The organism is Actinokineospora sp. NPDC004072, assembly GCF_053604195.1.
The window spans coordinates 18498-31963 of sequence record NZ_JBSGHB010000029.1 but is presented as its reverse complement, the minus strand read 5'-3'; the positions used below and the strand labels follow the sequence as shown (position 1 = coordinate 31963).

General features: G+C 74.7%; 12 protein-coding genes. 3 read left to right on the top strand and 9 right to left on the bottom strand.

From position 1 onward, the window contains the following. Window positions 1–54: 54 nt before the first annotated feature. From ACWEPX_RS30975 to ACWEPX_RS30950, 6 genes are all read right to left on the bottom strand, one after another. A complete protein-coding gene (locus ACWEPX_RS30975) occupies window positions 55–210 on the bottom strand; it encodes a hypothetical protein (RefSeq protein ID WP_451900814.1) in 156 nt (51 codons plus the stop codon). 263 nt (window positions 211–473) lie between these two features. After that, a complete protein-coding gene (locus tag ACWEPX_RS30970) occupies window positions 474–1379 on the bottom strand; it encodes a MazG family protein (protein ID WP_451900813.1) in 906 nt (301 codons plus the stop codon). Continuing rightward, window positions 1376–2368, bottom strand: a complete 993-nt coding sequence (locus ACWEPX_RS30965) for a SurA N-terminal domain-containing protein (RefSeq protein WP_451900812.1) — start codon at window positions 2366–2368, stop codon at window positions 1376–1378. The genes ACWEPX_RS30970 and ACWEPX_RS30965 overlap by 4 nt, the downstream gene beginning before the upstream one ends. A gap of 95 nt (window positions 2369–2463) precedes the next feature. Continuing rightward, window positions 2464–3099, bottom strand: coding sequence for a hypothetical protein (locus ACWEPX_RS30960; protein ID WP_451900811.1), 636 nt, complete (start codon window positions 3097–3099; stop codon window positions 2464–2466). Next, complete coding sequence (locus tag ACWEPX_RS30955) at window positions 3072–4334, bottom strand: hypothetical protein (RefSeq protein ID WP_451900810.1); 1263 nt, start codon at window positions 4332–4334, stop codon at window positions 3072–3074. The genes ACWEPX_RS30960 and ACWEPX_RS30955 overlap by 28 nt, the downstream gene beginning before the upstream one ends. Further along, on the bottom strand, window positions 4334–5032 hold the full coding sequence (locus tag ACWEPX_RS30950; RefSeq protein ID WP_451900809.1) for an ATP-binding cassette domain-containing protein: 699 nt from the start codon (window positions 5030–5032) through the stop codon (window positions 4334–4336). Before ACWEPX_RS30950 ends, ACWEPX_RS30955 begins: the two co-directional genes overlap by 1 nt. Before the next feature lie 114 nt (window positions 5033–5146). Here ACWEPX_RS30950 and ACWEPX_RS30945 point away from each other — a divergent pair, with 114 nt between their 5' ends. Continuing rightward, window positions 5147–6526, top strand: coding sequence for a DUF2079 domain-containing protein (locus ACWEPX_RS30945; protein ID WP_451900808.1), 1380 nt, complete (start codon window positions 5147–5149; stop codon window positions 6524–6526). 1 nt (window position 6527) lies between these two features. Here the strand turns inward: ACWEPX_RS30945 and mfd are convergent, their stop codons facing one another. Beyond that, window positions 6528–10109: a transcription-repair coupling factor gene (gene mfd, locus ACWEPX_RS30940; protein WP_451900807.1), complete on the bottom strand. Its 3582-nt coding sequence runs from the start codon at window positions 10107–10109 to the stop codon at window positions 6528–6530. 215 nt (window positions 10110–10324) lie between these two features. Here mfd and ACWEPX_RS30935 point away from each other — a divergent pair, with 215 nt between their 5' ends. Beyond that, entirely contained in the window at window positions 10325–11185 is an 861-nt protein-coding gene (locus tag ACWEPX_RS30935) for a class I SAM-dependent methyltransferase (protein WP_451900806.1), read from the top strand. Here ACWEPX_RS30935 and ACWEPX_RS30930 read toward each other — a convergent pair. Beyond that, window positions 11163–12335: a PQQ-dependent sugar dehydrogenase gene (locus ACWEPX_RS30930; protein WP_451900805.1), complete on the bottom strand. Its 1173-nt coding sequence runs from the start codon at window positions 12333–12335 to the stop codon at window positions 11163–11165. The two genes, ACWEPX_RS30935 and ACWEPX_RS30930, sit on opposite strands and share 23 nt — an antisense overlap. 73 nt (window positions 12336–12408) lie before the next feature. Here ACWEPX_RS30930 and ACWEPX_RS30925 point away from each other — a divergent pair, with 73 nt between their 5' ends. Continuing rightward, window positions 12409–13170: an enoyl-CoA hydratase/isomerase family protein gene (locus ACWEPX_RS30925; RefSeq protein WP_451900804.1), complete on the top strand. Its 762-nt coding sequence runs from the start codon at window positions 12409–12411 to the stop codon at window positions 13168–13170. Here the strand turns inward: ACWEPX_RS30925 and ACWEPX_RS30920 are convergent. After that, window positions 13167–13466: a hypothetical protein gene (locus ACWEPX_RS30920; protein ID WP_451900803.1), complete on the bottom strand. Its 300-nt coding sequence runs from the start codon at window positions 13464–13466 to the stop codon at window positions 13167–13169. The genes ACWEPX_RS30925 and ACWEPX_RS30920 overlap by 4 nt on opposite strands.

Genomic DNA, 13466 nt, shown 5'->3' with positions numbered 1-13466 from the left:
CTGCCACGTTAGTCACCCGCGGCGGGATGCGACGACGGTTTGCCGGGGGCGGGGTCAGAGGATGCTCTTGAGCCCGGCCCAGACGTCGATGACGGTGACGGCGGAGTCGGCCGACGTGGTGTGCGGCGGGGGCAGCACCTGGGCGGAGGCGTGCGCGCCGCCGATGGCGGTGAGCGCAGCGCAGCAGGCAATGACGAACAAACGACGCACGGGTATCTCCTATGGACGAGCGGTACGTCCTATGGTGCGCTGGCGATTCCGGAAAAGAATCTGCCAAACGGCCCAGTTCAGCGCCCGAACTTGTATCGCTGAGCGAACACCGGCCCGCGTACCCCGTCAGCGCGATTTCAAACAGCGCTATCGTGCGACGTTGATCACAGGTGTCGTCGAGATATCCCGCCCGCCGGGTCCACCCTGGCCCAGATGGGGATTGCTGGACAATCGGCAATCGGGTGGAAACAGCGCGTGAGCAATTACCGCGGCCAGTGCTCGCGCCAATCATCGGCGCTCAGGGTCTGGATACCGGCCGCCCGCGCGGAAACCTCCGCGGCGCGCACGTCCTCGGCAAAGGCGCGGGCGACGGCCCGCAGTTCGCCTTCGGGGTCCTGGCCCGCCAGCTTCGCCAGGGCGGCGATGTCGAACAGCCGCGCGCCCGGGGTGCCGCCGGAGGGCAGCAGGTCGGCGGGTAGGCCCGCGCGGGCGGTGCGGCTGACGAGCTTGGCGGCCAGGGCCAGCGCGGGCTGGCCGGTCGCCACTCCGTCCACACTGGACTGGCGCTGCTTCTCCCGCTGCTTGAGCTCCTCCCAGCGGTGCTCCTGGGTGCGGGCGTCGCGCACGGCCGGGTCGCCGTCGCCAAAGACGTGCGGGTGGCGGCCGACGAGCTTGGCGACGAGGTCGGCGGCCACGTCGTCGGCGCTGAACGGGTCGGTCGGGTGCTCCTCGGCCACGCGGGCGTGGAAGAGGACCTGGAGCAGGACGTCGCCGAGCTCCTCGCGCAGCGCGGCGCGGTCGCCGTCGTCGATGGCCTCCAGGAGCTCGTAGCACTCCTCGACCAGGTACTGGCGCAGCGACTCGTGGGTCTGCTCGGCGTCCCACGGGCAGCCGCCCGGGGACCGCAGCCGGTCCATGACCTGGACGGCGGCGACCAGGCCAGCGCCGGGGGCGGCGTGCAGCGGGACGCCCTCGGCCAGCAGGGCGGCCGCGGCCGGGTGGGCCAAGTCGTCGGTGAGCAGCACGACTGAACCGTCGGCCGGGCCGGGGGCGGCCAGGGCGGGGTCGACCCCGCCTGCGACCTCGACCCGGGCGGCGGCGCGCAGCAGCGGCACCGCCGACTCCGGGACGGTCCGGCCGCGCACCAGCACGACCGCGGAGTCGGTCACGGCTTCGCCGCGCCGACCGGCAGCACGAACCCGGCGCTCTCGGCCTCGCTGGGGGCCACGCCCATCGCCGCGGTGTCCCACACCCCGTACCGGGGGCTGATCTTGACGCCCACCTCGTCGACCATCGGCTGCAGCAGGCGCGGGCCGAGCGCGCTGGCCAGGCGCGGGTCCTGCGGGGTCGACTCGTCGGGCGCGGCGTCGGTCTTGCGCTCGCGGATGACCGCGACGACCCACGCCGGGTTCTCCGGGCTGGGCTGGAAGCCCACGACGTTGCCCGGCTCGGTGCCGAAGAGGACCGAGCCCGCCAGCTCGCCGACCCCGCCCGGGGTGAACACCTCGCCCAGGTTGGCCTGGCCGCCCGCGGCGGCCTCGGCGCGGATGATCCGCTCGGCGGCGTCGGGCCCGGCGGCCAGCGAGCGCGCCAGCGTCTCGGCCTTGCCGCGCAGCGACCCGGTGGGCTCGTCCGGGCCGCCCGGGCTGACCAGGACGTAGTCGAAGGTGACCGCCAGCGTCGGCGCGGCCTGCTGGCCGATCTTGAGCCGGATCAGGTAGTCGCGGGCCAGCTCGGCCGGGTCGAACACCCGGTTGACGGCCTGGTCGACGATGACCTCGGGGCTCGCGGTGCCGTCGGTCGGCAGCGGCTCCAGCGACTGGCTCAGCTGCGTGGCCAGCTGGTTGACCTGGCCGGGGTCGACGGCGACCGAGTGCTTGCGCGCGTAGGCGTCGGTCAGCTCGTGCAGGACCATCTGGCGCAGGATCGCCCGCGACAGCAGGTCCAGCTTGCGCTGGTCGGCCAGCACCTGCGCGGCGGGCTCGGCCTTGACGGCCGCGTCCACCAGCTCCTGCACCCGGTCGACGGTGATCGTCTTCCCACCCACGATGGCCGCGGCGTTGACCTGGCTCGGCCCGGACGAGCACGCGCTCACCACCAGCCCAACCACGACGGAGAGCAGCACGAGCCCGCGACGACGGCGAATGACAGTGGTCACAGTGCTGAAGCCTCTCACAACGCCTCCTCGCCGCGACGAGCACCCGTTCGGGCGAGTTCCCCAGGTTGGCGGCCCAGGACGGCGCCCGCCCGGGGTCAGTCCCGGGTCCGCGCCTGCGCCCGCGCCGTCAGCCCCCGGGTCCACGCGGCGGCGACGACCGCGCAGGCCAGGGCGGCGGCCGGGACGAGCACCGGCAGCGGGGCCTCGTGGGGGCGCGAGAGCGGCAGCCACCGCGCGATCGCGGGCAGGGTGTTCTGCACGACGCAGCAGGCGAGGAACAGCAGCGCGGTCAGGACCGGGGCCGCGACCGCGCCCGCGAGCAGCCGGGCGAGGGCCGCCACCGCGGCGAACACCGCGGCGTTGGCCGGGAGGTACTCCCAGGGGGCCTCCGCGGGCAGGGCGAGGACGCCCGCGAACACCACCAGCAGGGTCAGCGCGGCCACGGCGAGCACGACCAGCGCCGAGCGCACCGCCACCCGCGGGCCGCCCAGCTTCTCCCACTCGACCATCCGCGGCGCGGTCAGCCCCGCGGCGACCCCGGCGAAGACCACCGCCAGCAGCTCGATCAGCGGCACCTCGCGCGGGGGCAGGAACACCGCGAGGTCCACCGGGAAGGCGATGCGTGCTGCGACCGCGGCCAGGGCAGCGGCGACCGCGCAGGAGGCGGCGACGGCCCGCGCGTTGTGCGCCGAGGCGTAGAGCATCAGGGCGCCGCCGCCCCGAGCGCGCACCCGGCCACCCGGTCGTCGTTGGCCGCCAGCCAGGCGCGGACCCGATCCGGCGGCTGGGCGAAGAAGCCCTCGGACGGGGACGACCCCTCGCCGGGCAGGGCGATGCCCGCCTGGCCGCGCAGCCAGCGGGCCAGCTCGCTCACCCGGCCCATGCCCGCCGCGTAGCCGGCGTGGTCGCCGGTCTGCTGCAGGCGCCGACACCCGAGGCGGCCCGCCATCGCAGCGGCGACCTCCTCGGCCGCGGTGTCGCGGGTCGTCTGGTCGAGGATCAGGCCGAGCACCACGTAGTCCTCCGGCACCCCGCCCGCGGGGACCGCGGCCGCGTCGTAGACGCCCGCGACGGCGGCGGGCGCGGTCCCGTACGCCTGGACGAGCAGCGCCACGGTGTCGACCAGCTCGGGCAGGTCGGCCGCGTGCGCGGCGTGCACGCACACCTCGATGCCGCTGGTCGTCCGGCACTCGCGCGGCGGGTCGGCCGCGGCAGCCACCCGCTCGGGCGGGCTGACCACCGCCGCGGCCAGGAACGCGGCGAACACCACCACCGCGCCCACCACGGGCGCCGCGGCCCGGATGGGCTGGTCGAGGTTCCGCCGCGGCCGCGTGGCCGCGACCATCGCGGCTCCCGCGGCCACCAGGGCCAGCCCGCGGAACAGCAGGCCGGTTTCGCGCTCGTTGGCCGCCGGGGTGCTCCACTGCACGGGCAGCGCGGCGGCGAGGTCGTCGTTGACCACCTGCGGCAGTTGGAGCAGCAGGAACACCAGCACGGCGACGAAGACCGCGAGCACGGGCACCGGCGCGACGGCGGCGAGGAAGCGCCCGAGGGCCACCGCGAACCCGAGGCCGAGGTAGCCGAGCAGGATCGGCCCGAGGTCGGGGCCGCCGTGCGTCGCCGACGCGGCCGTGCGGACGAAGACCGGCAGCAGGCCCGCGGTGTAGGCGACGGCGAGCACCAGCCAGCTCCGGCCGAAGTCGAGCAGGTGCTCGGGCCGGTCGCCGCCGACGCGGGCGGCGGCGAGCAGGCCGCCGGTGCGGGTGAGCGCGGCCCAGCGGTGGAAGGCCGCGGCGGCCGCCACGGGACCGGTGATGCTGAGGTGCTCGTGGACCAGCGCCGAGGTCGCGGGCCACTCCGGCCGCCAGCCGAAGTTGGTCAGGGACAGCCCGAACGCGACCGCCGCGACCAGCCCGGCCGGGACGAGGAGGGTGCCGGGCGCCAGCGGCCAGGCGATGCGGCGCATCACCCGTCCTCCGCGCCCAGCAGGCGCTCGTAGGCCGCCTCCAGGCCCGCCGTGGTCACCTCGGCCCCGCCGACGAGGTCGCCGATGCCGCCGTGGAAGCGCATGGTCCCCTCGTCCAGCACCGAGACCGTCGAGCACAGGGTGGCCACGTCCTCGACCAGGTGCGTGGCCAGCACGACCGTCCGCTCCTCCCCGACGCGCGCGATGAGCTTGCGCAGCCGCACGCGCTGCCCCGGGTCCAAGCCGACCGTGGGCTCGTCGAGCACGACGATCTCCGGGTCGTGGACGACCGCGGCGGCGATGCCGACCCGCTGCCGCAGCCCACCGGACAGCGTCCGCACGGCCGCGCCCGCCCGCTCCTGCAGGTCGACCACCGCCAGCGCCCGGTCCGCCGCCGCGAACGCGGCCCGCTTCGGCAGCCCGTTGAGCCACCCGGCATAGGCGACGGTGTCCCGCACCTTCATGGACGGCACCAGCGAGAACCGCTGCGGCAGGTACCCGACCCGGCGCCCCGACCCGGCGACGGCCACCGTCCCCGACTGCGGCTTCCTGAGCCCGACCAGCAGCGCCAGCAGCGTCGACTTGCCCGCGCCGTTGGGCCCCACCAGCCCCGTGATCCCCTGCGGCACGACCCAGTTCAGGTGGCTGAGCACCCGCTTGCGCCGGTAGGAGTAGGACACGTCGTCGAAGACGATCACGCAGGCAGCCTCCCGATGGAGATCATCACCACGATGGTGCCAGGTTCGCGCCGCCCCGGTCGCCGGTCCGCCGCCCCGGCGTCGCTACCGTCCTGGCCGAGGCGAGGGGGCGACGTGGGCACGGTGGTCCGCATCCGGATGGCGCTGCCGGTGCACGCGCTGGCGGCGGGGCTGTTCGCCTGCTATGCGCTCATGGCCGTCAACCGCCACCTGATGTTCCAGACCACCGGCTACGACCTGGGCATCTTCGAGCAGGCCGTGCGGGCCTACGCCGAGGGCCGGGCGCCGGTGTCGGAGTTGCGGGGGCCGGGGTTCAACCTGCTCGGCGACCACTTCCACCCCGTGCTGGCCCTGCTCGCCCCGGTCTACAAGGTCTTCCCCGGGGCCGTGACGCTGCTGCTGGCCCAGGCGGCGCTGTTCGCGGTGTCGGCGGTCCCGGTGACCCGGCTGGCCGTCGCCCGGCTCGGCCGGTTCGGCTACGCCGTCGGGCTCGGCTACGGGCTGTCGTGGGGGCTGCTCGCCGCGATCGACTTCGACTTTCACGAGGTGTGCTTCGCCGTGCCGCTGGTGGCCTTCGCCGCGGTGGCGCTGGTCGAGCAGCGGTGGCGGGCCGCTGTCGGCTGGGCGGCGCCGCTGGTGCTGGTCAAGGAGGACCTGTGCCTCACGCTGGCGGCCGTGGGCGGCTACCTCGTCCTCAAGGGGCAGCGCCGGTTGGGGCTCGCCGCGGTGGTGGCCGGGTTGGGCGCGTTCGCGCTCATCGTCGGGGTGGTGATCCCCGGGTTCGCGCCGGACGGCTCCTACGGGCAGGGCGGCAACCTGCGCCTGGGCGACGCCGGGCCGGTCGAGGCCGGGCTCATCGTGCTGGACCGGCTGGCGTCGTGGCCGATCCTGGTGACCCTGCTGGCGCTGCTGGCCCCGACGGCGCTGCTGGCCGCCACCTCCCCGATCGCGCTGCTGGCCCTGCCCACCCTGCTGTGGCGGTTCACCTCGGCCAACCCGTTCCACGCGGCGACCGGGTTCCACTACGACGCCGTGCTGATGCCGATCGCGTTCGTGGCGCTGGTCCACGCCCTCGGCGGCCACAGCCCCGTCGACCGGTCCGCGCCGCTGTCCTGGCAGGCCGGGCTGCGGTGGCTGGTCGCGGCCGCCCTGACCGTCACCACGGTCCTGGGGCTCGCCGGCATCCTCGGCGACCGCCGCTGGCACGCCGACGACCGCGTGCGGGCCGCCCGCGAGCTGGTCGCGGCCGTCCCCGAGGGCGCCTCGGTGGCCGCGTCCAACAACCTCGCCCCGCACCTGACCGCCAGCCGGACCGTCCAGCTGTTCCCGACGCACCAGGGCAACCCGGTCGACGCCGAATGGCTGCTGGTCGACACCGACTTCCCCGACTGGCCGCGCCCGGCGGCGGAGCAGGCCCTGGAGCTGGCCGCCCTGGAGGCCCGCGGCTACACGCGGGTCCGCCAGGAGGGCGACTTCGTCCTGCTCCGCCGCTAGCTCACCCGACCGGGGCCGGGGTCGCGGCCAGGGACTCCAGGAACTTCGCGCACCAGTCCAGCAGGTCGCGGTCGCGCAGCACCGGCGCGCCGATGCGCCCGCCCGCCGCGCCCTCGGTCGGCCGGGGCACCGAGACGGTGTCGGTCACGGCCTTGTGGACCGCCTTCGGGTACAGCCGCTTGAGCCGCACCAGCTGGGAGTCCCGCAGCGGCATCGGCGCGAAGCGGATGGTGGTCCCCTGGGTCACGACCTCGGTCACCCCGTGCTTGCGGCACAGCTGGCGGAAGCGGGCCACGGCCAGCAGGTTGTCCACCGGGACCGGCGGCTCGCCGTAGCGGTCCACCAGCTCCTCCCGCACCGCGGCCAGCCCGGCGTCGTCGGCGGCCGCCGCGATCTTGCGGTAGGCCTCCAGCCGCAGCCGCTCGCCGGGGATGTAGTCGTGCGGCAGGTGGGCGTCGATCGGCAGGTCGACGCGGACCTCGGCCAGCTCCTCCTCGTCCTCGGCCCCGGGCGCGCCCGCGTGCTTGCGGAACGCCTCGACGGCCTCGCCGACCAGCCGGACGTAGAGGTCGAAGCCGACGCCCGCGATGTGCCCGGACTGCTCGGCGCCCAGGATGTTGCCCGCCCCGCGGATCTCCAGGTCCTTCATGGCCACCGCCATGCCCGCGCCCAGCTCGGTGTTCTGGGCGATGGTGGCCAGGCGGTCGTGGGCGGTCTCGGTCAGCGGGGCCTCCGGCGGGTACAGGAAGTAGGCGTAGCCGCGCTCGCGCCCGCGCCCCACCCGGCCGCGCAGCTGGTGCAGCTGGGCCAGGCCGAGCATGTCCCCGCGCTCGACGATCAGGGTGTTGGCGTTGGAGATGTCCAGGCCGGTCTCCACGATCGTCGTGCACACCAGCACGTCGTGCTCGCGCTCCCAGAACCCCTGGATGATCTTCTCCAGCCGGTCCTCGTTCATCTGCCCGTGCGCGGTGACGATGCGCGCCTCGGGGACCAGCTCGCGCAGCCTGCGCGCGGCCTTCTCGATGGAGGAGACCCGGTTGTGCACGTAGAACACCTGGCCGTCGCGCAGCAGCTCCCGGCGGATGGCCGCGGCGACCTGCTTGTCGTCGTAGGCGCCGACGTAGGTCAGGATCGGGTGCCGGTCCTCCGGCGGGGTCAGGATGGTCGACATCTCGCGGATGCCCGCCAGCGACATCTCCAGCGTGCGCGGGATCGGCGTCGCCGACATGGTGAGCACGTCGACGTGCGTGCGCAGCGCCTTGATGTGCTCCTTGTGCTCGACGCCGAAGCGCTGCTCCTCGTCCACGATGACCAGGCCGAGGTCCTTGTAGCGCAGCCCGGTCTGGAGCAGGCGGTGCGTGCCGATCACGATGTCGACCGACCCGTCGGCCAGCCCGGCGACCGTGGCCTCGGACTCCATCGGGTCGGTGAAGCGGGACAGGCCCTTGACCGTCACCGGGAACGAGTGCATCCGCCCGGCGAAGGTGTTCAGGTGCTGCTGGGCCAGCAGCGTCGTGGGCACCAGCACGGTGACCTGCTTGCCGTCCTGCACCGCCTTGAACGCCGCGCGCACCGCGATCTCGGTCTTGCCGTAGCCGACGTCGCCGCAGATCACCCGGTCCATCGGCACCGGGCGCATCATGTCGGCCTTCACCTCGTCGATGGCGGCCATCTGGTCGGCGGTCTCGGTGAACGGGAAGGCGTCCTCCAGCTCCCGTTGCCACGGGGTGTCCGGGCCGAAGGCGTGCCCGGGCGCGGCCTGGCGGGCGGCGTAGAGCTGGACCAGCTCGGCGGCGATCTGCTTGACCGCCTTGCGCGCCTTGGCCTTGGTGTTCTTCCAGTCCGACCCGCCGAGCTTGTTCAGCGTGGGCAGCTCGCCGCCGACGTAGCGGGAGACCTCGTCGAGCTGGTCGGTGGGCACGAACAGCCGGTCGCCGGGCTGCCCGCGCTTGGAGCTGGCGTACTCCAGCACCAGGTACTCGCGGGTGACCGAGCCGCCCGCGGCGTCCTTGACCGCGCGCTGGACCATCTCCACGTACCGGCCGATGCCGTGCTGCTCGTGCACGACGTAGTCGCCGGGCTTGAGCGCCAGCGGGTCGACGGCGTTGCGCCGCCGCGACGGCATCTTGACCGACATGTCCCGGGTCGAGGTGCCGTGCCTGCCGCCGGTGACGTCGGCCTCGGTGAGCACGGCCAGCCCGCGGCCCGCGGCGATGAAGCCGTCGTCCAGGCAGCCCTGCACCACCGTGACCAGGCCCTTCGCGGGCTCCTCCAGCAGGCCGCCCTCGGCGAAGGCGGCGGGCACGTCGGCCTCGGCGAGCTGCTCGACGGCGCGCTGGGCGGTGCCGTGCCCGGGCACGACCAGCACCGCCGCCCCGCCCGCCGCGGTGTGCGCCCGCAGGTCGGTGAAGGCGCGGGTGACGTCGCCGCGGTAGGACTCGACGGGCTTGAAGTCGATGTGGTGGGCGTCGCCGCCGGTGAGCTGGCTCAGCGTCCACCAGGGCCGCCCGGTCTCGCGGGCGTGCGCGGCCACGTCGTCGAGGTCCCGGTAGGCCGACGCGCCGAGGTCGATGGGGGCCTTGCCGCCGCCCGCCGCGGCCATCCAGGAGGCTTCGAGGAACTCCTGGCCGGTGCGGACCAGGTCGTGGGCCCGGGTGCGGATCTTCTCCGGGTCGTTGAGCAGGACGTGCGCGCCCGCGGGCAGCACGTCGGTGAGCAGCTGCATCTCCCCCGGGCACAGCGCCGGGATCAGCGCCTCCATGCCCTCGGTCGGGATGCCCTCGGCCAGCTTGGTCAGCATCTCGTGCAGGTGCGCGTCGGCCTGGTGGTGCTCGGCCAGCGCGGCGGCGCGGGCCTTCACCTCGTCGGTGAGCAGCAGCTCGCGGCACGGGGGCGCGGTGACCGTGGTCAGCTCGCCGGGCAGCGACCGCTGGTCGGCCACGGAGAACGGCCGGATCTCGGTGACCTCGTCGCCCCAGAACTCCACGCGCACGGGGTGCTCGGCGGTCGGCGGGAAGAGGTCGACGATGCCGCCGCGCACGGCGAACTCCCCGCGCTTCTCCACCATGTCGACGCGGGCGTAGGCCAGGTCGGCGAGGCGGGCCAGGGTGGTCTCGAAGTCGGACTCGGCGCCGACGGTGAGGATGACCGGCTCCAACTCGCCCAGCCCGGGCGCCATCGGCTGGATGAGGCTGCGCACGGTGGCCACGACCACCGCCAGCGGCCCGTGCTCGTGCTCCTCGGGGTGGGCGAGCCTGCGCAGGATGGCCAGCCGCCCGCCCACGGTGTCCGCCCGCGGCGACAGCCGCTCGTGCGGCAGCGTCTCCCAGGACGGCAGGTTGGCGACCCGCTCCGGCCCGATGAGGTCCCCGAGCACCGCCGTCAGGTCATCGGCCTCCCGCCCGGTCGCGGTGACCGCCAGCACCGCCTTCCCCGCGCTGACCAGCGCCCCCACCAGAATCGGCCGAGCCGCCACCGGCCCGTCCACCGCCAGCCCCCCGGCCCCCGCCGCATCCACGACGGCGGTGATGGAGGGGTCTTGGAGAACGGTGTCGAGCAGCCCGTGCAACGGAGCCTTACCCACGCTAGGTCCCTTTTCGACGCATCGGCGTAAACGCGGACAGACCCCTGCCCGGGACCTCGAAGCCCACCGGGAGGGGTTCTCCCCACCAGCCTAGCGCGCCGCCACCGCCCCGAACGAGTGCAGGCGGCCGCGACGGCGGGTAGCGATTCCCGTCCACTGAGGACTGGAGGTATCTCGATGGCCGCCGCGCGCCGATCATGGATAACGTCGTCGGAATGAGCTATGAGCACCCCTTGGCCTATCTGCTCGGCCTCGAAGGGGCCGCCTTGATGCGGGCGTTCACCGGGGAGCACGACCGGGAGTTCGTGGCGGAGCGGATTGCCGAGGTGCGGCGGCTGGTGGCGGATCCGGCGCTCGATGCGGGGTTCGAGGTCGAGCGGGTGGGCAGCGTCGAGGGGTACCGGGTGTGGGCGCAGACCTACGAGCGGCCGGGGAATGCGGCGTTCGACCTGGACGAGCCGGTGGTGCGGGAGATCGTCGGGCAGCTGCCGGTCGGGGACGCGCTCGACGCGGGGTGCGGGACCGGGCGGTACGCGCGGATGCTGGCCGAGCGGGGGCACCGGGTCATCGGGGTGGACAGCTCGCCGGACATGCTCGCCAGGGCGCGGGGCGCGGACGAGTTCCGGCTCGGCGACCTGCACGACCTCCCGGTGGACGACGGCGCGGTCGATCTCGTCGTGTGCGGGCTCGCCCTGGTGCACGTGCCCGACCTGCGGCCGGTGCTGGCCGAGTTCGCGCGGGTGCTGCGGCCGGGCGGCGACGTGGTGATCGCCGACATGCATCCCGACGCCATCGCCCGCGGGTCCGGCCCCGCCCTGCGCGGCCCGGACGGGCGGCCCGCGCGGCTGGTCGCCCACCGGCACTCCGTGGGCGACTACCTGCGCGCCGCCCTAGCCGCCGGGCTCCGGCCGCTGCGCTGCGACGAGCCGCCCGCCGCCGTGTCCCAGCGGCCGCGGGCCACCGGTCTGGGGCCGTGGGAGCTGTGGCCGTGGTGCCTGGCCGACCTGGTCCCCGAGGCCGCGCGGGCCGCGGCCGCGGGCAGCGGCGGGCTGCTCATCTGGCACTTCCGGGGGTGATCCGCAGGAGCTTGTCGTTGTCGCCGTTGGAGGTGGTGACGTACAGCGCGCCGTCCGGGCCGGTGCGGGCGGCGCGCAGGCGGCCGAAGGTGTCGTCGAACTCCTCGGGGATGGCCACGGAGGTGACCGCGCCGTCGGCGGCCAGGGTGAAGATCATCAGCTTGGCGCCGCGCAGGGCCGTGGCGACCAGGGCCCCGTCGAGCTCGCCCCACTGCTCGCCCTGCAGGAAGGTCACCGCGCAGATGGCCTCGGTGGTCTCCCCGGACTCCCACTTGGCCGGGATCGCGTCCGGGAAGCGCTCCAGGTCGGTCATCGGGACGCTCTCGTCGTAGCCGGGGGTGGTGCCGCCCCGCGACGGGTCCCAGCCGTAGTTGGCCCCCGCGACCAGCAGGTTGATCTCGTCGTTCTTGTCCGGCCCGTGCTCTGCGGTGAACACCTGGCCCGTGCCGGGCCGCACGGCCACGCCCTGGACGTTGCGGTGGCCGTAGGTGTACACCCGGGAGCCGGGGACGGGGTTGTCCGGCAGCGGCTGGCCGGTCTTGAGGTCCACGCGCAGGACCTTGCCGCCGAGGCTGCCGCGGTCCTGCGAGACGGTGCCGCGGGCGGTGTCGCCGGTGCCGACGAGCAGCGCGCCGTCGGCGGCGATCGTCGGGCGGCAGCCGGAGTGGCGGCCGGACGCGGCGACCGGCAGGCCGGTGACCAGCTCGCGCACCCGGGTGGCCACGGTCGCGTCCTCGGTCAGCCGCCAGGTGACCAGCCGGATGTCGTGCGGCTGGCCGTTCTCGGTGTGGGTCTGGCAGGTGGTGAACTCGCGCGAGGCGGCGAAGTCTGGGTGCACGACCATGCCCATGAGCCCGCCCTCGCCGCGGACCAGGATCGAGCCGGTCGCGGCCTTCACCGGGGTCACGGTGGCCCCGGGCAGGCCGGAGGAGACCAGGGCGATGACCCCGGTCCGCTGGGTCACCAGGATCCTCCCGTCGGGCAGGAAGCCGATGTCCCAGCCGTGGGTGAGGCCGCTCGCGACCTCCTCGACGATGAGCCGGGGCGCTGCCGCCTCCTGCGGGGCGGCCCCCAGCGGAACGTTGCCGGTCTGGGCCGTCGTGGTGCAGGCAGTCGCGACCAGGGCGGACACCGCGATCAAGGCGCGCATGCGATCAGTATGGCCCCGCGGTGTGGCCGCCGTCTCCCATCGGCGGCCGCCGATCGCGGTTACCTTGACCGGCGTGCATCTCGCCCTCACCACCGACGGCCCGGTCGCCGAGCTGACGATCGACCGCCCGGCCAAGCGCAACGCGCTGAGCTACCAGATGTGGTCGGCCATCCCGGCGATCGCCGCGGAGGTGGCCGCCGACCCGGCGGTGCGCGTGCTGGTCATCCGCGGCGGGGAGCACTTCTCCGCGGGCGCGGACATCGCCGAGTTCCAGGACCTGCGCCGCGACGCCGCGGGCGCGCGGCGCTACCAGGCCGCCATCCACGCGGCCACGACCGCCCTGACTGAGCTGCCCAAACCCACCGTCGCGGCGATCACCGGCTTCTGCATCGGCGGCGGCTGCGAGCTGGCCCTGGCCTGCGACCTGCGCCTGGCCGCCGACGACGCCCGCTTCGGCATCACGCCGTCGAAGCTGGGGATCGTGTTCAGCCTGCCGTCGACCAAGCAGCTGGTGGACGCGGTGGGGCCCGCGTGGGCCAAGCAGATCCTCTACACCGGCGAGATCTTCGACGCGGCGACGGCCCTGCGCATCGGCCTGGTCAACGAGCTGCACCCGGCAGGCGCCCTGCCCGGCCGCGTCCGCGACCTCGCCGAGCTGATGGCCGCCCGCTCGCAGGTCACCATCCGCGGCGCGAAGGCGATCGTCGGCCGGATCACCGCCGGGCGCACCGACGAGGACGAGGCCGTGCACGCCCTGTACGAGGACTCGGTGACCAGCGCGGACTACGCCGAGGGCGTGGCCGCGTTCCTGGCCAAGCGCCCGCCGCGGTTCTAGGCGCCGCGGAGCCTGCCCGCGGCCGCCGACGCCGCGCGGACGGCCTCGACCACCGCGGTGTCCCCGATCATGGCGGCGACCCCGGCGATGCTGCGCAGCGCCTGCCGCGCGGGCTCGTCGGCGAGGTCGTGCTCGCGCAGCACGGCGAGCGAGCCGTCGACGGCCGCGCGGTCCTCGGCGGGCACCCGCGAGCGCAGGTCCTCGATGGCGGCGAACAGGTCCGCGGCGCCCTGGCCCTTGGTGACCGAGTTGTGGTCGCCGATCTGGATGATGTTGTCGCCGTGGTGGACGTTCAT